The following is a 20700-nucleotide window of genomic DNA, read 5'->3' on the forward strand; positions in this document are numbered from 1 at the left end:
AGCGGACGACGGGATTCGAACCCGCGACCCCAACCTTGGCAAGGTTGTGCGCTACCAGCTGCGCCACGTCCGCACACTCCTCGGTGGCGTTTCCGCCTCCGTGGTGCGGTTCGAAACATTAGCCCACGTCGGCCGGAAGTCACAAATCCGCTGTTCACACCGTGTTTCCCTGCCGTCACTCCTGTCACGACCGCCGCAGGGTCGGTCGGCCGCAGCGGTGGCCGGCGCGGGTCGGGGTCCGTGTTGGGAGCACCCTCGGGGACGTGTTAACGTTTCCCCTCGTTCGGACGGCGTGCTCGCACGCGGCCCGGTCCCGTGGCTCAGTGGAAGAGCGTCCCGTTCACACCGGGAAGGTCGCTGGTTCGATCCCAGCCGGGACCACAGAGAAGACGACAGGCCCTCGCTGCAGCGGGGGCCTTTCGCCGTTCCGAGGCCGGTGTCCCCGGGTATGGTGACCTGGTGAGTACCGACAAGGCCCCCGCAGACAGGGTCGCCCCCGCAGAGCGCGCAGCGACTGCCGACCCGTCCGCGGTGACGGACTCCGGATCGCGTGAGCGCGGCAGCCGCGGGCGCGAGGAGCGCAGCCGGTACCGCGAGTGGCGTGACGGCATCGCCTCGCGCCCGACCGTGGATCGTGCGTACCGCATCGCGGTGGCCGCGGTGGGAACCGTCGTCCTCGCCCTCGGCATCGTCGCCATCCCGTATCCCGGTCCCGGATGGCTCATCGTCTTCGCCGGTCTCGGCATCCTCGCCTCGGAGTTCGCGTGGGCCAAGACCGTCCTGCACTGGGTGCGGGCCCGGTACGACACGTTCATGGAGTGGTTCGGTCGGCAGAACATCGTCGTCAAGGGACTCGGCGCACTGTTGACCACCGTGGTCGTGCTCGCCACGCTGTGGCTGCTCGGCGCCCTCGAGCTGGTCGCCGGTTGGGTGGGCCTGGACTGGGCGTGGCTGCAGAGCCCACTCTGACCGCCGAGGACGTCGTCACGCGCACCGCGAAGGCGCTGCCGTGGACCGCGAACCTCATGGTGGTCCCGCCCGGGGACGGCTGGGACATCCCCGATCCAGCGCTGCTGGACGTCGCACTGGCTCGGTCCGCCGCGCGGTGGCCCGACGTCTCGGACACCACGTGCGCGACGCTGTGGTGGTACGGCTCCAGCTCGACGCTCGCACTGGTCCTCGGCGCTCAGATGCTCGTCACCGGGCACTGCGTCGACCCGACGGCTCCCGATGCGGTGGTGGCGATCGGCGACACCGGGACCGTTGCCGCACTGATGTCGCCCACGGTGGCGACGTCGGCGGGCACAGTCGTGGCGGACCTGGTCGAGCGCCTGGTCGGGGGGCTCGCACAGCGCGTGCCGGGGCTGTCCGCACCGAGCCTGTGGGCGATCGCCTCGGACTCCGTGGCCAACCGGGTGCTCGACGTGGCCTCCGCACTCGGACGCGAGGCCGACGCCACCGCGATGGCGCGGCTCCTCACGTCGCAGGCTCGGACGCACCGGTTCCCCGAACCGCGTTTCGTGGACGTGACGGCGGACGCGATCGTCACACCGGCGACTGCGAGTGCGCCGGATGCGCACTCGCGCCGTGTCGTCCGTCGTGGATCGTGCTGTCTGGTCTTCGAGGCCGGGGTCGACATGTGCGTCAGCTGCCCGCGTCGCACCCCCGAGGACAGAGCCCGACGGTGGTCGGCGCTTCTCTGACGCGCCAGGCGTTCGGGCGAGGTGTCTGCCGCGTCCCCGATGCCGATACGCTGTGCACGACACCCGACCCACACCTGTCGCCGCCGCCCCACCCGGGCGGCACCGACCCACGTCCGTAGGAGCGCATCACCGTGAGCATGCCCGATTCCGCTGTCCTCGCACCTCGCATCAGCGTGGCCGCAGGGACGACCGCCGGAACGGCGCTGCGCGACACCGGCCTTCCCAACAAGGGGCCGGACGCCATCTTGGTGGTCCGGGACGAGGAGGGTCGACTCCGCGACCTGTCGTGGGCTCCCGAGGCGGACACCGAGGTCGAGCCCGTGCGCGCCGACAGCGAGGACGGCCGCAGCGTCATCCGCCACTCGGCCGCGCACGTGCTGGCCCAGGCGGTCCAGGAGATGTTCCCGAACGCGAAGCTGGGCATCGGCCCGCCCATCGAGAACGGCTTCTACTACGACTTCGACGTGGAGAACCCGTTCACTCCGGAGGACCTGACCAAGCTCGAGAAGAAGATGAAGCAGATCATCAAGAGTGGTCAGCGGTTCTCGCGGCGCGTCTACGACTCCCTCGACGCCGCCAAGGCCGAGCTGGCCGACGAGCCGTACAAGCTCGAACTCGTCGACGACAAGGGCTCGGTCGACGATCCCGAGGTCATGGAGGTGGGCGGGGGAGAGCTCACCGCCTACGACAACCTGAACCCGCGGACCGGCGATCGCGAGTGGGGCGATCTGTGCCGCGGACCGCACGTGCCCACCACCAAGTACATCCCGGCGTTCAAGCTCACCCGCAGCTCGGCCGCGTACTGGCGCGGCGATCAGTCGAAGGCCGATCTACAGCGCGTGTACGGCACCGCCTGGGAGTCGCAGGAGGCGCTCGACGCGTACCTCGAGCTCCTCGCGGAGGCTGAGCGTCGCGATCACCGCAAGCTGGGGTCGGAGCTCGACCTGTTCAGCTTCCCCGACGAGTTGGGATCCGGCCTGCCGGTCTTCCACCCCAAGGGTGGCATCGTGCGCAAGGAGCTCGAGGATTACTCGCGCCAGCGCCATGTCGAGCAGGGCTACGAGTTCGTCTACTCACCGCACATCACCAAGAGCACGCTGTACGAGGTCTCCGGTCACCTCGACTGGTACAAGGACGGCATGTTCCCCGCGATGCATCTCGACGCGGAACTCGCCGAGGACGGCACGGTGCGCAAGCCCGGCCAGGACTACTACCTGAAGCCGATGAACTGCCCGATGCACAACCTGATCTTCGACTCCCGCGGCCGCTCGTACCGCGAACTTCCGTTGCGGCTGTTCGAGTTCGGGTCGGTCTACCGCTACGAGAAGTCGGGCGTCATCCACGGCCTGACCCGTGTGCGCGGTATGACGCAGGACGACGCTCATATCTACTGCACTCGCGAGCAGATGCACGAGGAGCTCACGAACACGCTGAACTTCGTGCTCGGACTCTTGAAGGACTACGGCCTCGACGACTTCTATCTCGAGCTCTCCACCCGTAACCCCGACAAGTCCGTCGGCTCCGACGAGGTGTGGGAGGAAGCGACGACCACCCTCGCCGAGGTGGCCACCGCGTCCGGGCTGCACCTCGTTCCCGATCCGGGCGGCGCCGCGTTCTATGGACCCAAGATCTCGGTGCAGGCGAAGGACGCGCTCGGCCGGACATGGCAGATGTCGACCATTCAGCTCGACTTCAACCTGCCCGATCGTTTCGGCCTCGAGTACACCGGTAGCGACGGTGTGAAGACGCGCCCCGTCATGATCCACCGCGCACTGTTCGGTTCCATCGAACGCTTCTTCGGTGTGCTGACCGAGCACTACGCGGGTGCCTTCCCGGCGTGGCTCGCCCCCGTGCAGGTGGTGGGCATCCCCGTCGCCGAGGCATACGCGGACCACCTCTTCGGTGTGATCGCCGCGCTGCGGAAGGCGGGCATCCGCGCCGAGGTCGACGCCAGTGACGACCGCATGCAGAAGAAGATCCGCAACCACACCACGCAAAAGGTGCCGTTCATGCTGCTGGCCGGGCAGAACGACGCGGATGCCGGTGCGGTGAGCTTCCGCTTCCGCGACGGCACCCAGATCAACGGTGTCCCCGTCGACGACGCGGTCACTGCGGTCGCCTCCTGGGTGGCGCAGCGCCGCAACGAGTCCCCGACGGCGGACACCTTCGACACCATCCCCGGCGGGAGTGACGGAGCATGAGCGAGGACGACGCCACCGCCGACGCGGGAGCCATCGTGGACACCGGGACGGGTGACGAGGACCGCCTTCAGCGGCTCTGGTCGCCGCACCGGATGTCCTACATCGCGACGGCTCCGAAGGTCGACGACAAGATGGCGTCGGAGCCGTTCACCCAGATTCCCACGCTGGAGGACGAGGACGGGCTCATCGTCGCGCGCGGAGAGCACGTGTACGCGGTGCTGAATCTCTACCCGTACAACCCGGGTCACCTGATGGTGGTGCCGTACCGCAAGGTGGCCGACCTCGAGGACCTCACGGACGAGGAGAGCGTGGAGCTGATGCGGTTCACGCAGCACGCGATCCGCACGATGAAGCGGGTCTCACGCCCGCACGGGTTCAACGTCGGGCTCAATCTCGGTGCGCCCGCAGGCGGTTCGCTCGCCGAGCACCTGCACCAGCACGTCGTCCCGCGGTGGGGCGGTGACGCCAACTTCATCACCGTCATCGGCGGTGCGAAGGTCATGCCGCAACTCCTCCGAGACACTCGCGCGTTGCTCGCCGCCGCGTGGAAGGACTGACTCCGTCGTGCTGAGCATCTTCGGTAGGGCATCGGCGTCCAAGGTCACCGCGCCGCTGGGCCGCGCCCTCAACAGCACGGGTCTCACGCCGGACTCCGTCACCATCATCGGCACCGTCGCGAGCGTCGTCGCCGCGATCACGCTGTTCCCCGCGGACCATCTGTTCATCGGCACGCTGGTGATCTGGCTGTTCGTCATGTTCGACATGCTCGACGGTGCGATGGCACGTGCGCGGGGCGGCGGCAGCAAGTACGGCGCCGTGCTCGATGCGACGTGCGACCGCGTGGCCGACGGCGCCATCTTCGCCGGGTTGTCGTGGTGGGCGGTCTTCCACCAGAACGATCGGCCGCTGTTCGTCGCGATGCTCGTGTGTCTGGTCACGTCGCAGGTCATCTCCTACGCCAAGGCCCGTGCCGAGGCGAGCGGACTGTCCGCCGACGGTGGCCTGATCGAACGTCCGGACCGCCTGGTGATCGTCCTCGTCGGATCCGGGCTCACCGGCATCGGCCAACTCGCTGATCTCACCTGGCTGCAGTTCGCTCTGCCCGTCGCGACGTACTTTCTGGCCGCGGCGAGCATCGTCACGGTGTTCCAGCGTGTGCTGGCCGTCCGCAACTCCGCCGGTGCCCGCGACATCATTCCGATCCAGCCGAAGGCCAACCGGATCGAGCCGGACAGCACGGCTGGATGAGTCTGTCGGAGCGGCTCGGCGCCGCGGGATACATCGCCGGATGGCGGGTCGTCCGGGCGCTGCCCGACGGCGTCGCGACCCGACTCTTCGACGCCGGCGCCGACCTCGCCGCGCGCCGCAACGGTGGACCGGAGCAGCTGCGCCGCAACCTCGCCCGCGTGCTGGGCACCACCGCGGACGCGGTACCGGACGACCTCGTGCAGGCGTCGGTGCGCTCCTACGCGCGGTACTGGCGCGAGGCGTTCCGGCTGCCGTCCATGGATCTCGCGGCCCAGGCCGCGGCCATCGACGACGCCGTCGTCGGCCAGGAACATTTGGACGCGGCGCTGGCGTCCGGCCGCGGCGCCGTGCTCGCGCTCCCGCACAGCGGGAACTGGGACATGGCGGGTGTCTGGCTCACGCGCACCCGCGGCCAGTTCACGACGGTGGCCGAACGGCTGAAGCCGGAGTCGCTCTACCAGCGCTTCGTCGCGTACCGCGAGTCCCTCGGGTTCGAGATCTTCCCGCTGAGCGGCGGCGAACGCCCACCGTTCGAGCAACTCTCCGAGCGCCTGCGAGACGGTAAGGTCGTGTGCCTCCTCGGTGAGCGCGACCTCGCCCGCCACGGGGTGCCCGTCACGTTCTTCGGGGAGCCGACCCGCATGCCGGCCGGGCCCGCGCGTCTCGCGATCGACACCGGTGCGGCTCTCTTCCCGGTGCACTGCTGGTTCACCCCCACCGGCTGGGGTTTCTCGATCGAGCCCCCGATCGACGTCTCCGCCGGCGTCGAGCAGGCCACCCAGTCGCTCGCCGACCACTTCGCCGCCAACATCGCCGCGCATCCGGCCGACTGGCACATGTTGCAGCCGCTGTGGTGGGACGACCTCTCGCAGGGCCGGCGTGACCGCATGACCGGTGAGGCCGACCGGTGAAGATCGGCATCGTCTGCCCGTACTCGTTCGACGTCCCGGGTGGCGTGCAGGCGCACGTCGCGGAACTGGCCGAGGTACTGATCCAGCGCGGTCACCGTGTCAGCGTCCTGGCCCCGGCGAGCGACGAGACGGCGCTGCCCGACTTCGTCGTCTCGACGGGCAAGGCCCTGAGCTTCCCGTACAACGGCTCTGTGGCGCGCCTGGCGTTCGGTCCGGTGACCTACACCCGCATCCGGGCATGGATCGAGAAGGGCGAGTTCGAGGTCCTGCACATCCACGAGCCGAACGCGCCCAGTCTGTCGATGCTGTCGCTGAAGATCGCGGACGGTCCGATCGTGGCCACGTTCCACGCCTCGACCACGAAGTCGTTGCTGCTGAGCACCTTCCAGGGTGTGCTGCGCCCGTATCACGAAAAGATCGCCGGGCGCATCGCCGTCTCGGAGCTGGCGCGACGGTGGCAGGTGGAGGCTCTGGGGTCCGATGCGGTGGAGATCCCCAACGGGGTCCACGTCCCCGCGTTCGCGACGGCGCCCCTGCTGCCCGGGTATCCCCGGCCGGGCCGGACGCTGGTGTTCATCGGCCGCTACGACGAGCCCCGCAAGGGCATGCAGACCCTGCTGGCCGCGCTCCGGCCCATCGCCGCGGTGTTCCCGGACATCGAGGTGCTGGTCGTGGGCCGCGGCGACGAGCAGAAGCTGTGCCGAGAGGCCGGCGATCTGGCGAAGCACTTCCGCTTCCTCGGCCAGACGACGGACGCCGAGAAGGCGTCGGCACTGCGCAGCGCCGACATCTACTGTGCTCCGAACACCGGCGGCGAGAGCTTCGGCATCGTGCTGGTGGAGGCCATGGCAGCGGGCGCGCCCGTGGTCGCGAGCAATCTGGACGCGTTCCGCCGCGTGCTGCGTGACGGCACGGCCGGTGTGCTCTTCCCGGTGGGCGATTCCGAGGCCATGGCGGACGCGGTGATCCGCGTGCTGTCGAACGACGACGAGCGGGCCGACCTGGTGCGCCAGGCGAGCCGCGCCGCCGTGTCCTACGACTGGCCCGTCGTGGCGGAGCAGATCGTCCGGGTGTACGAAGCGGTCGCGGTGGCCGGTCGCACGGTGAAGGTGATCGACTGATGACGTTCTGGGTGGCCGCCGCCGTCGTGGTCGTGGCACTGCTGGTCCTGCTCCTCGGCCTCTGGGCGTACTCGACGGCGCACCGTCTCGACCGACTGCACGTGCGCTCGGACCGGTCCTGGCAGTCCCTCGAGGCCGCCCTTGCCCGTCGGTCGGTGGTGACCCGTGCGGTCGCCGCCGCCCTGGACGCGCCGGGATCGGTGGAGAGCCGCACCCTGACGACGCTCGCGGATCGGGCGGAACGGGCGGAGCGTGCCGACCGGGAGCGCGCCGAGAACGCGGTGTCCGTCGCGCTGGGCCGCATCGACCTCGCCCGGCTGAACCCGCAGATGATCTCCGAACTCGCCGACGCGGAGGCGCGGGTGCAGATCGCCCGGCGGTTCCACAACGACGCGGTCCGCGACACCGTCGCACTGCGATCTCGTCGACCCGTCCGCCTGCTCCGACTCGGCGGGACGGCCGCGATGCCGACCTACTTCGAGCTCTCCGAGAGCGAGGCGACCCTCGAGGAGGTCGAGGGCGCGTCGACCCGGACGTCGGCGCGCGTCGTGCTGCTCGACGGGCGCGGCCGCGTGCTGCTGCTGCGGGGTCACGATCCGTCGGTGCCCGACGTGCACTTCTGGTTCACCATCGGTGGGGGCGTCGAGGTGGGGGAGACCCTGCGCGACGCCGCCGTTCGCGAACTGCGCGAGGAGACCGGCATGGTCGCTTCGGCGGAGGACCTGCGCGGGCCCATGTGGCGTCGGACCGCGACGTTCTCCTTCGACGGCGTCGTGATCCGGTCGGAGGAGCTGTTCTTCGCTCTCCGCGCCGAGGCGTTCGAGCCGGTGCGCACAGGCTTCACGGAGCTCGAGCGACGCGTCGTCACCGGACATCGCTGGTGCACGGCGGACGAGATCCGGTCACTGGCCGCCTCGGGCGACGCGGTCTATCCGCGCGCGATGGCGGAGCTGCTCGACGAGGCGGACACGGTGCTGGCTCTCCGCACCGATCCGGACGTGCGCGCCATCCACTGACCTGGTGTGATGGCAGCCATAGCGGGCCAGTGCGGTCGAAGTGGTTATCGCGACGAGGTCCAGCCGAGCCTAGGCTCGCGGTGCACCCATTCCCGCATGCCTGAGGAGATCACCGTGACCACCACCCTCCCGTCCGAGCAGGACGCCACTCCGTCCACCGGAACCGCCCGCGTCAAGCGCGGTATGGCAGAGATGCTCAAGGGTGGCGTCATCATGGACGTGGTCACCGCCGAGCAGGCGAAGATCGCCGAGCAGTCCGGCGCCGTCGCCGTCATGGCTCTCGAGCGGGTGCCCGCGGACATCCGCGCACAGGGCGGCGTCTCGCGGATGAGCGATCCCGACATGATCGACAGCATCATCTCCTCGGTCAGCATCCCCGTCATGGCGAAGGCACGCATCGGCCACTTCGTCGAGGCACAGATCCTGCAGAGCCTCGGCGTCGACTACGTCGACGAGTCCGAGGTGCTGACCCCCGCCGACTACGCGAACCACATCGACAAGTGGAAGTTCACGGTTCCCTTCGTCTGTGGTGCGACCAACCTCGGCGAGGCGCTGCGCCGGATCACCGAGGGCGCGGCCATGATCCGCTCGAAGGGCGAGGCCGGCACCGGTGACGTGTCCAACGCGACCACGCACATGCGCACCCTGCGTGACCAGATCCGCCACCTGACGTCGCTGCCCGAGGACGAGCTGTACGTCGCCGCGAAGGAGCTGCAGGCTCCCTACGATCTCGTCGTCGAGGTCGCCCGCGCGGGCAAGCTCCCCGTCACCCTGTTCACCGCCGGTGGCATCGCCACCCCGGCGGACGCCGCGATGATGATGCAGCTCGGTGCCGAGGGTGTCTTCGTCGGGTCCGGCATCTTCAAGTCCGGCAACCCCGAGCAGCGCGCCGCCGCCATCGTCAAGGCGACCACCTTCTTCGACGACCCGGACGTGCTGGCCAAGGTCTCCCGCGGCCTGGGCGAGGCCATGGTCGGCATCAACGTCGACGAGATCCCGCAGCCGCACCGCCTCGCCGAGCGCGGCTGGTGATCTGACACCACCTCCGGTCTGCGGGGGGTGGTCAGCGCTCGACGAGCAGGGCCGGGCGGTCGGGGTGGTCCATCCGCACCTCGACGTCCGCCCGTTCGCCGTGCTCCGCGTGCGCCGTCAGGGCAGGCACCGTCCAGCGCTCGTCCTCCGGGGTGAGGCGCGACGCGGTGCGCTCGGTGAGCGTCAGCGCCACCGTGACGTCGAGATCGAGGCCACGCCCCAGCAGCATGGGGCCCGCGACGACCACCACCTGATTCTGCGCCGCCGTTCGCGGCCGAGCGCGAGCGGAGCGATCGGACCGCTCGTCCCACAGCGCGGGCAACCACTGATCGCGCGTGCGCACCGCCGTGATCACCTCGCGCGTCAGTGCGTCGTAGTCGAACCACAGGGTGCGGTAGGAGAGTTCGTCCTCGTGCCCGTACTCGAGTCGCAGCGACGCGGGCCGCACCCAGTCGTGCAGGGAGACGAGATCGGCGGCGCGGCCGTCCGCGCGGAGCCGGGCCACGACGCGCTGAGCGAAGGCCACCGGATCGGCGGCGTCCGCACCGTCGACGGCCACGACACACCGTCCGTCGACGGCGTCGATGCGGTCCACGACGTGGTCCACCACCGCGTCGGGAGTAGTGGGGGAGAAGCGGGGCACGGCCTCGATCCTGCCCGACGTGCCGCCTCCGCCCCCTGCGAGTACGGCCGAAGTGTCGTTCCGGGGCCCGATTCTGCGACACTTCTGCCGTACTCGCGGGGCAGGTCCCGTCTGTCCCGACCGGAAAGGGTGATCATGGCCGGAATCGAAGAGATCCTCGAGCTCGAGCGCATCGAGAACGACATCTATCGCGGGAGTTCCGTCCCGAGTCAGCTGCAGCGCACGTTCGGCGGCCAGGTCGCCGGGCAGTCGTTGGTGTCTGCGGCGAAGACGGTGGATCCCGCGTTCCGCGTGCACTCGCTGCACGGATACTTTCTGCGCCCCGGAAACCCGAACGAGCCCACCGTCTTCACGGTCGACCGCATCCGCGACGGTCGGTCGTTCGCCACGCGTCGGGTCACGGGCATCCAGGACGGCAAGGCGATCTTCACGATGTCGGCGTCGTTCCACGTGGAGGACGAGGGCATCGAGCATCAGGACCGGATGCCGGCAGTGGTGGGTCCGGAAGACCTCCCCGACGTCGCCGAGGACGAGGCGTTGCGGCAGAAGATGTTCTACAAGGAGTGGAACCGGTGGGACGTGCGGCTCGTCCCGCAGGACCGCATCACCCGGAGCTCCAGTCTTGCTGCGCAGCAACAGGTGTGGATCCGTTACCGCGATCCGCTGCCGGACGACCAGGTCTTCCACGTGTGCGCTCTGGCGTACATGTCGGACATGACGCTGCTGGGTTCGGCGAAGGTCCCACACGAGGACGTCGCCACGCAGACCGCGTCGCTCGATCACGCGTTGTGGTTCCTGCGCCCGTTCCGTGCGGACGAGTGGTTGCTGTACGACCAGACGTCGCCCTCCGCCGGCCTCGGCCGCGCGTTGACCCAGGGACGGATCTACGACCGTCAGGGCCGGATGGTCGCGGCCGTCACGCAGGAGGGTCTGATGCGCTACGACCGCTCGGCGCAGCACACGCCGGGCCTCGAGACGTCACGGTGACAGCTCCGACCATCGGGGTGCTCGCGCTGCAGGGTGACGTGCGAGAGCATCTCGAGGCGCTCACTGCCGCCGGTGCGAGCGCGGTGACGGTGCGCCGTCCCGAGGAACTCGACGCCGTCGACGGTCTGGTGCTGCCCGGCGGCGAGTCGACCACGATGGGGAAGCTGCTGCGGATCTTCGATCTCCTCGATCCGCTCCGCGAGCGCCTCGCCGCCGGTATGCCCGCCTACGGGTCCTGCGCCGGCATGATCCTGCTGGCCTCCGACATCCTGGACACCACCCCGGATGCCGTGCATCTCGACGGCCTCGACATCACGGTGCGGCGCAACGCCTTCGGTCGTCAGGTCGACTCCTTCGAGACCGACCTCGACGTCGCTCGGGTGGGCGGCGAGCCGATGCGTGCCGTGTTCATCCGGGCGCCGTGGGTCGAGCGGGTCGGCGACGGAGTCGAGGTGTTGGCCACCGTCCCGGAGGGTCCCGCGGCGGGCCGCGTCGTCGCCGTGCGGCAGGGCGACGTGCTCGCGACGTCGTTCCATCCCGAGGTCACGGGGGACCGCAGGGTCCACGCCCTGTTCGCCGACATGGTGCGGGAGCGAAGGACCTCGTCCACGCCCGCGTAAGATGGGCACGTTCTCTGCCGGTACGAAAGGGGCTATTGCCGATGAGCGGCCACTCCAAATGGGCGACCACGAAGCACAAGAAGGCTGTCGTCGACGCCCGCCGATCGAAGTCCTTCGCCAAGTTGGTGAAGAACATCGAGGTCGCCGCGCGCACGGGTGGTGGTGACCCCGTCGGTAACCCCACGTTGTACGACGCCATCCAGAAGGCGAAGAAGACCTCGGTCCCCAACGACAACATCGAGCGTGCGCGCAAGCGCGGCGCCGGTGAGGAAGCGGGCGGCGCCGACTGGCAGACCATCATGTACGAGGGCTACGGGCCCAACGGTGTCGCCGTCCTGATCGAGTGCCTCACCGACAACCGCAACCGCGCGGCCGGCGAGGTCCGCGTCGCGATGACTCGCAACGGCGGCAACATGGCCGACCCGGGTTCCGTGTCCTACCTGTTTTCGCGCAAGGGCGTCGTCACGCTGGAGAAGAACGGCCAGTCCGAGGACGACGTCCTCATGGCCGTGCTCGACGCCGGCGCCGAGGAGGTCAACGACAACGGGGACACCTTCGAGGTGGTCTCGGAGCCGACCGACCTCGTCGCCGTGCGCACCGCGCTGCAGGAGGCGGGCATCGACTACGACTCCGCCGAGGCCAGCTTCCAGCCGTCCGTCAGTGTGCCCGTCGACGTCGACGGAGCGCGCAAGGTGTTCAAGCTGATCGACGCGCTCGAGGACAGCGACGACGTGCAGAACGTGTGGTCCAACGTCGATCTGTCCGACGAGGTGCTCGCGCAGCTCGACGAGGACTGACTCCAGCGCGCCGCCCACACTCGTCACCCACTCGCCGCTAAGGTATCGAACAACAGTTCTACGTGTTCGAAGGTCCGGAGCGGCCGAATCCGGTGAGGGAGTGGGCGTTGCGTGTCATGGGAGTCGACCCCGGGCTGACCCGGTGTGGACTGAGCCTGGTCGAGTCCGGCGCAGGCAGAGCGGTCACGGCGCTCGACGTCGACGTGGTGCGGACGCCGGCCGACATGGAGTTGGCGCAGCGACTTCTCCTCATCGCCGAGTCCGCCGAGTACTGGCTGGACACCCACCGGCCCACGGTGGTCGCCGTCGAGCGGGTGTTCTCCCAGAACAACGTGCGCACCGCGATGGGTACCGCGCAGGCTGGGGGAGTGATCGCCCTCGCGGCCGCCCGGCGCGGTATCCCGGTCGCCTTCCACACGCCGTCCGAGGTCAAGGCCGCTGTCACCGGGAACGGCACCGCGGACAAGGCTCAGGTGACGGCCATGGTGACCCGCATTCTCGGCATGCAGCAGGCCCCCCGCCCCGCCGACGCCGCCGATGCTCTCGCCCTGGCGATCTGTCACTGCTGGCGGGCACCCATGATGGCGCGGATGGCCGCCGCCGAGGCGCAGGCAGCCGCGGCGAAGGCCGCGTACGAGAAGAAACTGAAGCAGCAGCGCGCGGCCGTGCGGGCCGCCGCGAGGACGGGAGCGCAGCCGCGATGATCAGCTCGGTACGGGGCGAGGTGCTCGAGATCGCCCTCGACCACGCGGTGGTGGAAGCGGCGGGCATCGGCTACCGCGTCAACGCGACGCCGGCGACGTTGGCCGGGCTCTCTCGCGGAACCGAGGCGCGCCTGGTCATCTCGATGATCGTGCGCGAGGACTCCATGACGCTGTACGGCTTCGCGGACGCCACGTCGCGCGATCTCTTCGGCCTGCTCCAGACGGTGTCCGGCGTCGGTCCCCGGCTCGCCATGGCCGTGCTCGCGGTGCTCGAACCCGATGCGCTGCGCACCGCGCTGACCGACGGCAACGTCACGGCCCTGATGCGGGTACCGGGTATCGGCAAGCGCGGTGCCGAGCGTCTCGTGGTCGAACTGCGCGACAAGGTGGACGCGGTGGTGTCCGGTCCGGCCGGTGTCGCCGCACCCGGCCACTCGTCGGGCCCGGTGCGTGATCAGGTGGTCGAGGCGCTGCTCGGCCTCGGGTTCCCGGCCAAGCAGGCCGAGCCCGCCGTCGATGCCGTGCTGGCAGACGACCCCGCCGTCGGAACGGCGCAGGCTCTGCGCTCGGCCCTGGTGAGCCTGGGCAGGTCGCGGTGACGGACCCGGACGGCACGGACGACTCACTGGTCACCGCCGAGATGGTGCCGGACGACGGCGATCTCGATGCGAGTCTGCGGCCGAAGTCGCTCGACGACTTCATCGGTCAGCCCCGCGTGCGGGAGCAACTGCAGCTCGTCCTGCAGGGCGCGACGCAACGCGGCGGAACACCGGACCACATCCTGCTGTCCGGTCCGCCCGGACTCGGCAAGACCAGCATGGCGATGATCATCGCGGGGGAGCTGAACTCGGCGCTGCGCCTGACGTCCGGGCCGGCCCTCGAACGAGCGGGAGACCTCGCGGCGATGCTGAGCAACCTCGTCGAGGGTGACGTGCTGTTCATCGACGAGATACACCGCATCGCGCGGCCGGCCGAGGAGATGCTGTACCTGGCGATGGAAGACTTCCGCGTCGACGTGGTCGTCGGTAAGGGGCCGGGCGCCACCTCGATTCCGCTCGACGTCGCACCGTTCACGCTCGTCGGTGCCACCACCCGGTCCGGCGCCCTCACCGGCCCGCTGCGCGACCGCTTCGGCTTCACCGCGCACATGGACTTCTACGACCCCCGCGAACTGCAGCGCATCCTGACGCGGTCGGCGGGAATCCTCGGAGTGCGCATCGAGGCGGATGCCGCCGCGGAGATCGCGGGACGATCGCGCGGCACACCCCGCATCGCCAACCGCCTGCTGCGCCGGGTGCGGGACTACGCCGAGGTGCGTGCCGACGGCCGCGTGACACTCGAGGTCGCCCGGGCGGCGCTCGAGGTCTACGACGTGGACGAGCTCGGCCTCGATCGCCTCGACCGGGCCGTGCTCGGCGCACTCGTCCGCAGCTTCGGCGGCGGGCCCGTGGGGGTCTCGACGCTCGCGGTCGCGGTCGGGGAGGAACCGGCCACCGTGGAGGAGGTGTGCGAGCCCTACCTCGTCCGCGCGGGCATGATCGCGCGGACGCCGCGCGGTCGGGTGGCCACGGCCGCCGCGTGGGAACGGATGGGTCTCACACCCCCGCCGGATCTCGCGGTCGGCGGCATCTCGGTGCGGACGAACGAGCCGCAACGCACGCTCTTCGACGAGACCTGAGCCGGTGGATCCGGACGATTCCGGCGTTTCGGGCGGTCGACACGCCCGATCGCCCGACCGAACGTGGCACACTGAAGGTTCCGAGTCCCAAGATCTAAGGATTGACGTTTCTGATGGAACTGCTGTTTCCGCTTCTCGTTCTCGCCCTGCTCGTGCCCATGTTTCTCGGCATCCGCCGCCAGAAGCGTGAGGTGGCCAAGACGGTCGAGCTGCAGGAAGCGCTGTCCATCGGTGATCGCGTCCTGACCACGTCCGGTCTGCACGGTCTCGTCGACGGACTCACCGAGACCACCGTCGACCTGGAGATCGCTCCCGGCATCATCACCACCTGGTCGCGTGCCGTCGTGCGCGACGTGCTGCCCGACGAGGACGAGCTGGACGAGTCAGGTGCGGAGAACTCCGGTCCGACCAGCGACTTCGAGGACCACAGCGACGCCGGATCGCGCGTCGACAGCCTGGAGAACGGCCTCGGCGGCGCGGACGACGGCCGATCGCAGGCACGACTCACCAAGGAGTGAGACAAAGCGGATACACCGCCCCCGAGGTCGTCCTCGGGGGCGGTGCGTCGTTGTGGAGAGGGTACGGTCGGTCAGGCTCCGGCCGTCCGTGACGCCCGCCGCCGCCGCGCTCCACCCCCGTCCGACCAGCAGCAGGTCCGTCTCCTCCAGCCGGTCCGTCTCACTCAGGAGAAGCACTCACCGTGGCCCCATCCAGCGGATCCTCGTATCCGGTGCGGTATCTCGCCGTGTTCGGCGTCTTCATCGCCCTCGTGTACGTCCTGGTCTTTTTCACCGGTGACAAGTCCCCGACTCCCAAGCTGGGCATCGACCTGCAGGGTGGAACACGCGTCACGCTCACCGCGCGCACGCCCGACGGCAGCGCCCCGAGCCAGGAGAGCCTGCGTCAGGCGCAGCAGATCATCGAGACCCGCGTCAACGGTCTCGGTGTCTCCGGCTCCGAGGTGGTCGTCGACGGTCAGAACCTGGTCATCACGGTTCCCGGCGACGACAGCTCGCAGGCCCGCACACTCGGTCAGACGGCCCGGCTGTACATCCGCCCGGTGCTGACGTCCCAGGCCCCCACTCCGGCGGGCACTCCCGCTCCCGCGGCGACCGATCCGGCCGCCGATCCCGCCGCGGCCGATCCTGCGGCCACCACGGCTCCCGCGACACCGGCACCGCAGAACCGGCCCTTCCCGGCGCAGGACCCCACGGACACCCCCGCCCCGTCCGAGACATCTGCTCCGTCCGAGACACCCGCGCCGTCCGACACCTCCGCCTCCGAGCCCGGTGCCGCCCCGCCCGCGTCGTCGGCGGACGAGACCGCCGACGCGATCGCCGAGGCGAAGGCGCAGCGGCAGAGCACCGACCCGACAGTGCAGCAGCAGGCCATGGCCACGATCGACTGCTCCGCGCCCGACCCCCTGCAGGGCAACGACGATCCGGCCCTGCCGCTCGTCGCCTGCTCCACGGACGGCACCGCGGTCTACATCCTCGAGCCGTCGATCATCGACGGACAGCAGATCGCCGACGCCAGCTCGCAGTTCGACACCCAGCAGTCCCGCAACGTCGTCTCCCTCAGCTTCACCACCGAGGGTGGCAACACCTGGGCTCAGTTCACGTCGGCGAACATCGGCAAGCAGGCCGCGTTCACCCTCGACTCCAAGGTCGTCAGCGCACCGGTCATCCAGGGCGCGACCCCCGCGGGCAGCGCCACGCAGATCACCGGCAATTTCACCGCTGACAGTGCCCGCGAGCTCGCCAACACGCTGAAGTACGGATCGTTGCCGTTGTCCTTCGCCGCCTCCGAGGCGGAGACAGTGTCGGCGACGCTGGGACTCGCGTCGCTCGAGGCAGGCCTGATCGCCGGCGCCATCGGCCTCGTGTTCGTCCTCATCTACTGCCTCCTCTACTACCGCATGCTCGGCATCCTCACAGCGCTGTCGCTGGTGCTGTCGCTGGTCGCCATCTACGGGATCCTCGTCCTGCTCGGTCGATGGATCTCGTTCACGCTCGATCTCGCCGGCATCGCCGGTCTGATCATCGGTATCGGTATGACCGCCGACTCGTTCGTGGTGTTCTTCGAGCGCATCAAGGACGAGATACGCGAGGGCCGCAGCTTCCGCTCGGCGGTTCCGCGTGGTTGGGCCCGTGCGCGGCGCACCATCCTGTCCGGCAACGCGGTGAGCTTCATCGCGGCGGCGGTGCTGTACGTGCTCGCCGTCGGTCAGGTGCGCGGCTTCGCGTTCACGCTCGGCCTGTCGACCCTGCTGGACATCGTCATCGTGATCCTCGTGACGTGGCCACTGGTCAATCTCGCCTCGCGGTCCGAGTTCTGGTCCAAGCCGTCGATCAACGGTCTCGGTGCGGTCCAGGAGATCGCCCGCGCGCGCAAACGCGCTGCCGCCGCCAAGACCACCCGCGATGCTGCTACCGCGGCAGCCGGCCCGAGCAAGGAGGCCTGACCCGTGGCCGAGACGACCACCACCACCGAGGACACCGTTCCCGACGCACCCGAGGCCGGTCGCGGACTCCTGTCGCGGCTCTACACGGGCACCGGCGCGTTCGACATCATCGGACGCCGTCGCCTCTGGTACGGCGTCACCGCGGCCTTCGTGCTCGTGTCGTTGCTGTCGATCGCGGTCCGCGGCTTCACGCTCGGCATCGATTTCGAGGGCGGCACGCGCGTGCAGTTCCCGGCTCCGCAGGGCGTCGACACCGCGCAGGTCGAGGAGATCTACACCGACACCCTCGGTCAGGACGCCGTCGCCGTCCAGACCGTGGGCACCGGATCCGGCGCCACCGTGCAGATCCGCTCCGAGTCGCTGGACCAGGGGCAGGCGTCCGCGCTGCAGACGGCCCTGTTCGACGCGTTCCAGCCCGCCAACGCGGAGGGTGAGACCACGCGCGATGCGGTCTCCTTCACCGACGTCAGTGAGACCTGGGGTTCCCAGATCACCGACAAGGCGCTGATCGCGCTCGTGGTGTTCCTGGTGATCGTCAGCATCTACATCGCCGTCCGGTACGAGCGGGACATGGCGCTCGCCGGTATCGCGGCCCTGTTCTTCGACATCCTCGTCACGGCGGGTGTCTACTCGCTGGTCGGGTTCGAGGTCACTCCGGCGACCGTCATCGGACTGCTGACCATTCTGGGCTTCTCGCTGTACGACTCGGTGGTGGTGTTCGACAAGGTCGAGGAGAACACCCGCGGCATCCTGCACCTCAACAGGCGCACCTATGCCGAGCAGGCCAACCTCGCGGTGAACCAGACGCTGATGCGCTCGATCAACACCACCGTCATCAGCGTGCTCCCCGTCATCGCCCTCATCGTCATCGCGGTCTGGTTGCTGGGTGTGGGGACGCTGAAGGATCTCGCACTGGTCCAGCTCGTCGGCATCGTCATCGGCGCCTACTCGTCGATCTTCTTCGCGACCCCGCTGGTGGTCACGCTGAAGGAACGGTGGGGCCCGGTCGCGGCGCACACGAAGAAGGTGCTCGCGAAGCGCGAGGGCACCACGCGTCCGCGCGCCGAGAGCGCGGTTCCGGCCGGCGCCACGGGCACGGCGACCGCCACGGCAACGGCAACGGGTGCTCCGGCCAAGACCGCACGCGCTGCGGCCGCGGCGCCCCGCGCAGGCGCACGCCCGACGGGTAAGCGCGGCAAGCGGAGGAGCTGACATGCGTGCGTCGTCAGGGGTCAGGACAGGCGTCGCCGTCGCGGCGCTCGCCGCGATCACGGCCACGACACTCGTGGCGTGCGGCGACGAGGACACCCGCATCCCGTCCATCGGCTACGCCGTCGACAACACCGTCACCACCTACAACGGCGGAACCGTCGCCGGATCGGTCTCGGCTGCGCCGCAGGCCTTCTCGCGAGTGCTGCCCGGATTCGCGCTCACCGCCCCGAGCGGCGGTGCCGTGAGCGACACCGACATCGGGACGGCCGTGGAGGTACCCGGCGAGCAGCAGGTGGTCACCTACACGCTCGCCGCGCCCGCCGTGTGGTCCGACGGTGTGCCGATGACGTGCGACGACCTCGTGCTGGCGTGGGCCGCACGCAGCGGCCGGACAGCCGCGGACGGAGCGCCGCTCTTCGACGCCGCGTCCACCGCCGGTTACACCGACATCGAACGCATCGACTGCGCTCCCGCGGACAAGGTCGCGACCGTGACGTTCCGCTCGGGACGCGGGTACGTCGAGTGGCAGTCCCTCTTCGGCGCCGGGACGATGATGCCCGCACACGTCGCGGCCCGCATCGCCGGCGTGCCGGACGTGGTGAGCACCCTCGCCGGCGGTGACCAGGACGCACTGCGGCGCGTCGCGGACGTCTGGAACACCGGATGGAACCTCACCCCGGCAGAGGGGGAGGACGTCGGAACCGTCGACCCGGCGGTCTTCGTGTCGTCCGGGCCCTTCCGCATCGAGTCCTACTCGGTCGAGAACGGTCTCGCGCTCGTTCCCAACGAACGGTGGTGGGGTGTTCCCGCCGCCACGGATCGTGTCGTCGTGTGGCCCAAGGGCGCCGACATCGCGGCCAAGGCGGCATCGGGCGACATCGAGGTCGTCGACGCCGACGGCGGCACGGCGACTCCCGACGGCTTCACGTCGACGGCTCAGCCGTCCTTCGGCGTCGAGCAGTTGATCATGGCCACGTCCGGTGTCTTCGTCGACCCGGCCGCACGCCGCGCCTTCGCTGCGTGCGTTCCCCGCGGCGAGCTGTACGCGCAGCACGGCCACCCCGGATACGAGGCGGCGACCGGCCGCGGGTCCGGCATCGTCGACAGCCGGACCACCCTTCCCGCGACGCTGCCCTACCGCTCGGTGGCGGCCACCGCGGCGGAGCGGTACCGCACCGCGGACGTCGCCGGGGTGACCGCGGGTCTCGCCGAAGCGGGTCTGACCGACCCCGTCGTCCGCGTGGGCTACCTGGGGCCCGACGAGCGCCGCGCGGCCGTCGTCGCCGCCATCGCATCGTCCTGCGCACCTCTCGGCATCGAGATCGTGGACGCGTCGTCGCCGACCTTCTCGCCGCTCGCTCTGCGCGCCGGGGAAGTGGACGCCGTCCTGGCCTCCACCGCCGGACAGGCGGGTGCGTCGGGCACGTCCTCCGCCGATCCCGGGCGCTTCGCCCTGCGCGGCGGACAGGGCGTCAACGTCGGCGGCTACGCCAACGGGCGTCTCGACGAGCTGATCGATCGCCTGGCCGTCGACCAGTCCGACGCCACCGTGCTCTCCGCGGCGGTCGAGGCGGAGAACATCCTGTGGACCGACATGCCCACCCTCCCGCTCTACAACGCGCCGCGCGTCACCGCGGTGGCGTCCGGAATGCGTGGTGTGGAGTCGAACCCGACGGTCGCGGGTGCGGGCTGGAACATGGACAAGTGGATACTCGTCGGATGAGTACACCCGGATCGAGCAGCCCCACCACGAGCGCACCCGGTCGCTCGGACGTCGTCGCCCGGTTGACGCGCTGGGCCGACGACTTCCCCACGCCGGGAGTGCGCTTCGCCGACCTCACGCCCGTGTTCGCCGACGCGGAGGGGCTGCGCACCGTGGTGGACTCGCTCGCCGAGGCGGGCCGTGACGCGGACGTCGTGGCCGGTATCGACGCGCGCGGCTTCCTGCTCGGTGCCGGCGTCGCGCTGGCGTTGAACACCGGCGTGATCGCCGTCCGCAAGGCGGGGAAGTTGCCCCCGCCGGTGCACCGGCAGTCGTACGAACTCGAGTACGGCACGGCGGAGCTCGAGATCTCCGCCGAGGGCATCGCGCTCGAGGGGCGCCGCGTACTCGTCGTCGACGACGTGCTCGCGACCGGCGGCACACTCGAGGCCGCCGCCGAACTGTTGACGCGGTGCGGAGCCATCGTGGTGGGTGCCGCCGTCGTTCTCGAGGTGGAAGTTCTGGGCGGCCGCGAGCGTTGGAAGCATGGACCGCTCACGACACTGGGCGTCGTCTGAGCATCCGACCTCGAGAAGATGTGAGGGCGTGCGCTGTGCGCTCCGGTGACGGCGGATAGAGTCGGGTCTCTCGAGCAGCTGAG

At 69.8% G+C, this 20700-nt stretch carries 21 protein-coding genes and 2 tRNA genes; 21 read left to right on the forward strand and 2 right to left on the reverse strand.

Annotated features, from left to right (window positions below; translation table 11 throughout):
• A tRNA-Gly gene (locus HQ306_RS10540) sits at window positions 1–73 on the reverse strand.
• Window positions 74–309: 236 nt separating this feature from the next.
• On the opposite strand from HQ306_RS10540, the gene HQ306_RS10545 reads away from it, so the two are divergent.
• From HQ306_RS10545 to pdxS, 10 genes are all read left to right on the forward strand, one after another.
• A tRNA-Val gene (locus tag HQ306_RS10545) sits at window positions 310–381 on the forward strand.
• Between the two features lie 150 nt (window positions 382–531).
• A complete protein-coding gene (locus tag HQ306_RS10550) occupies window positions 532–969 on the forward strand; it encodes a TIGR02611 family protein (RefSeq protein ID WP_051613207.1) in 438 nt (145 codons plus the stop codon).
• Window positions 948–1703, forward strand: coding sequence for a (2Fe-2S)-binding protein (locus HQ306_RS22585; protein ID WP_222631000.1), 756 nt, complete (start codon window positions 948–950; stop codon window positions 1701–1703). The genes HQ306_RS10550 and HQ306_RS22585 overlap by 22 nt, the downstream gene beginning before the upstream one ends.
• 137 nt (window positions 1704–1840) lie before the next feature.
• Window positions 1841–3904, forward strand: a complete 2064-nt coding sequence (gene thrS, locus HQ306_RS10560; RefSeq protein WP_222631515.1) for a threonine--tRNA ligase — start codon at window positions 1841–1843, stop codon at window positions 3902–3904.
• Window positions 3901–4461, forward strand: a complete 561-nt coding sequence (locus HQ306_RS10565) for an HIT domain-containing protein (RefSeq protein WP_027505217.1) — start codon at window positions 3901–3903, stop codon at window positions 4459–4461. Before thrS ends, HQ306_RS10565 begins: the two co-directional genes overlap by 4 nt.
• A gap of 7 nt (window positions 4462–4468) precedes the next feature.
• Complete coding sequence (gene pgsA, locus HQ306_RS10570) at window positions 4469–5152, forward strand: phosphatidylinositol phosphate synthase (protein ID WP_056444783.1); 684 nt, start codon at window positions 4469–4471, stop codon at window positions 5150–5152.
• The gene (locus HQ306_RS10575; RefSeq protein WP_222631002.1) at window positions 5149–6063 is read left to right on the forward strand and encodes a phosphatidylinositol mannoside acyltransferase; all 915 of its coding nucleotides are present in this window, start codon (window positions 5149–5151) and stop codon (window positions 6061–6063) included. Before pgsA ends, HQ306_RS10575 begins: the two co-directional genes overlap by 4 nt.
• On the forward strand, window positions 6060–7184 hold the full coding sequence (locus tag HQ306_RS10580; RefSeq protein ID WP_027505220.1) for a glycosyltransferase family 4 protein: 1125 nt from the start codon (window positions 6060–6062) through the stop codon (window positions 7182–7184). The genes HQ306_RS10575 and HQ306_RS10580 overlap by 4 nt, the downstream gene beginning before the upstream one ends.
• Window positions 7184–8200 (forward strand): NUDIX domain-containing protein, encoded by a 1017-nt coding sequence (locus HQ306_RS10585; protein WP_027505221.1) that lies wholly within the window; start codon window positions 7184–7186, stop codon window positions 8198–8200. Before HQ306_RS10580 ends, HQ306_RS10585 begins: the two co-directional genes overlap by 1 nt.
• Window positions 8201–8296: 96 nt before the next feature.
• Complete coding sequence (gene pdxS / locus HQ306_RS10590) at window positions 8297–9232, forward strand: pyridoxal 5'-phosphate synthase lyase subunit PdxS (RefSeq protein WP_051613209.1); 936 nt, start codon at window positions 8297–8299, stop codon at window positions 9230–9232.
• 31 nt (window positions 9233–9263) lie between these two features.
• Here pdxS and HQ306_RS10595 read toward each other — a convergent pair whose 3' ends face one another.
• Complete coding sequence (locus tag HQ306_RS10595) at window positions 9264–9875, reverse strand: hypothetical protein (RefSeq protein ID WP_197027759.1); 612 nt, start codon at window positions 9873–9875, stop codon at window positions 9264–9266.
• A 135-nt stretch (window positions 9876–10010) separates the two neighbouring features.
• On the opposite strand from HQ306_RS10595, the gene HQ306_RS10600 reads away from it, so the two are divergent.
• From HQ306_RS10600 to HQ306_RS10650, 11 genes are all read left to right on the forward strand, one after another.
• Window positions 10011–10862 carry an acyl-CoA thioesterase II gene (locus HQ306_RS10600; protein ID WP_027505223.1) on the forward strand — a complete coding sequence of 284 codons (852 nt, stop codon included), beginning with the start codon at window positions 10011–10013 and terminating at the stop codon, window positions 10860–10862.
• Window positions 10859–11482: a pyridoxal 5'-phosphate synthase glutaminase subunit PdxT gene (gene pdxT, locus HQ306_RS10605; protein WP_027505224.1), complete on the forward strand. Its 624-nt coding sequence runs from the start codon at window positions 10859–10861 to the stop codon at window positions 11480–11482. The genes HQ306_RS10600 and pdxT overlap by 4 nt, the downstream gene beginning before the upstream one ends.
• 41 nt (window positions 11483–11523) lie before the next feature.
• Window positions 11524–12279: a YebC/PmpR family DNA-binding transcriptional regulator gene (locus HQ306_RS10610; protein WP_027505225.1), complete on the forward strand. Its 756-nt coding sequence runs from the start codon at window positions 11524–11526 to the stop codon at window positions 12277–12279.
• Window positions 12280–12386: 107 nt separating this feature from the next.
• On the forward strand, window positions 12387–12983 hold the full coding sequence (gene ruvC / locus HQ306_RS10615; RefSeq protein ID WP_027505226.1) for a crossover junction endodeoxyribonuclease RuvC: 597 nt from the start codon (window positions 12387–12389) through the stop codon (window positions 12981–12983).
• Window positions 12980–13582 (forward strand): Holliday junction branch migration protein RuvA, encoded by a 603-nt coding sequence (ruvA, locus tag HQ306_RS10620; RefSeq protein WP_027505227.1) that lies wholly within the window; start codon window positions 12980–12982, stop codon window positions 13580–13582. Before ruvC ends, ruvA begins: the two co-directional genes overlap by 4 nt.
• Before the next feature lie 41 nt (window positions 13583–13623).
• Complete coding sequence (gene ruvB / locus HQ306_RS10625) at window positions 13624–14661, forward strand: Holliday junction branch migration DNA helicase RuvB (protein ID WP_056445240.1); 1038 nt, start codon at window positions 13624–13626, stop codon at window positions 14659–14661.
• A 113-nt stretch (window positions 14662–14774) separates the two neighbouring features.
• On the forward strand, window positions 14775–15179 hold the full coding sequence (gene yajC / locus HQ306_RS10630; protein ID WP_222631004.1) for a preprotein translocase subunit YajC: 405 nt from the start codon (window positions 14775–14777) through the stop codon (window positions 15177–15179).
• A gap of 182 nt (window positions 15180–15361) precedes the next feature.
• Entirely contained in the window at window positions 15362–17125 is a 1764-nt protein-coding gene (gene secD / locus HQ306_RS10635) for a protein translocase subunit SecD (protein WP_222631007.1), read from the forward strand.
• A gap of 3 nt (window positions 17126–17128) precedes the next feature.
• A complete protein-coding gene (gene secF, locus HQ306_RS10640) occupies window positions 17129–18337 on the forward strand; it encodes a protein translocase subunit SecF (protein ID WP_222631008.1) in 1209 nt (402 codons plus the stop codon).
• A gap of 1 nt (window position 18338) precedes the next feature.
• Window positions 18339–20060 (forward strand): ABC transporter substrate-binding protein, encoded by a 1722-nt coding sequence (locus tag HQ306_RS10645; protein ID WP_222631010.1) that lies wholly within the window; start codon window positions 18339–18341, stop codon window positions 20058–20060.
• A complete protein-coding gene (locus HQ306_RS10650) occupies window positions 20057–20617 on the forward strand; it encodes an adenine phosphoribosyltransferase (RefSeq protein ID WP_222631012.1) in 561 nt (186 codons plus the stop codon). The genes HQ306_RS10645 and HQ306_RS10650 overlap by 4 nt, the downstream gene beginning before the upstream one ends.
• The last annotated feature ends 83 nt before the right edge of the window (window positions 20618–20700 follow it).

This window comes from Rhodococcus sp. BP-160 (genome assembly GCF_019836205.1).
Taxonomy (GTDB): Bacteria; Actinomycetota; Actinomycetes; order Mycobacteriales; family Mycobacteriaceae; genus Rhodococcoides.

Bases quoted from the DNA above. Each gene is read 5' to 3' on its own strand.
- thrS (WP_222631515.1), top strand. From the start codon at position 1,841: ATGCCCGATTCCGCTGTCCTCGCACCTCGCATCAGCGTGGCCGCAGGG.
- HQ306_RS10565 (WP_027505217.1), top strand. From the start codon at position 3,901: ATGAGCGAGGACGACGCCACCGCCGACGCGGGAGCCATCGTGGACACC.
- HQ306_RS10575 (WP_222631002.1), top strand. From the start codon at position 5,149: ATGAGTCTGTCGGAGCGGCTCGGCGCCGCGGGATACATCGCCGGATGG.
- HQ306_RS10585 (WP_027505221.1), top strand. From the start codon at position 7,184: ATGACGTTCTGGGTGGCCGCCGCCGTCGTGGTCGTGGCACTGCTGGTC.
- pdxS (WP_051613209.1), top strand. From the start codon at position 8,297: ATGCCTGAGGAGATCACCGTGACCACCACCCTCCCGTCCGAGCAGGAC.
- HQ306_RS10600 (WP_027505223.1), top strand. From the start codon at position 10,011: ATGGCCGGAATCGAAGAGATCCTCGAGCTCGAGCGCATCGAGAACGAC.
- HQ306_RS10610 (WP_027505225.1), top strand. From the start codon at position 11,524: ATGAGCGGCCACTCCAAATGGGCGACCACGAAGCACAAGAAGGCTGTC.
- ruvA (WP_027505227.1), top strand. From the start codon at position 12,980: ATGATCAGCTCGGTACGGGGCGAGGTGCTCGAGATCGCCCTCGACCAC.
- ruvB (WP_056445240.1), top strand. From the start codon at position 13,624: ATGGTGCCGGACGACGGCGATCTCGATGCGAGTCTGCGGCCGAAGTCG.
- yajC (WP_222631004.1), top strand. From the start codon at position 14,775: ATGGAACTGCTGTTTCCGCTTCTCGTTCTCGCCCTGCTCGTGCCCATG.
- HQ306_RS10645 (WP_222631010.1), top strand. From the start codon at position 18,339: ATGCGTGCGTCGTCAGGGGTCAGGACAGGCGTCGCCGTCGCGGCGCTC.
- HQ306_RS10650 (WP_222631012.1), top strand. From the start codon at position 20,057: ATGAGTACACCCGGATCGAGCAGCCCCACCACGAGCGCACCCGGTCGC.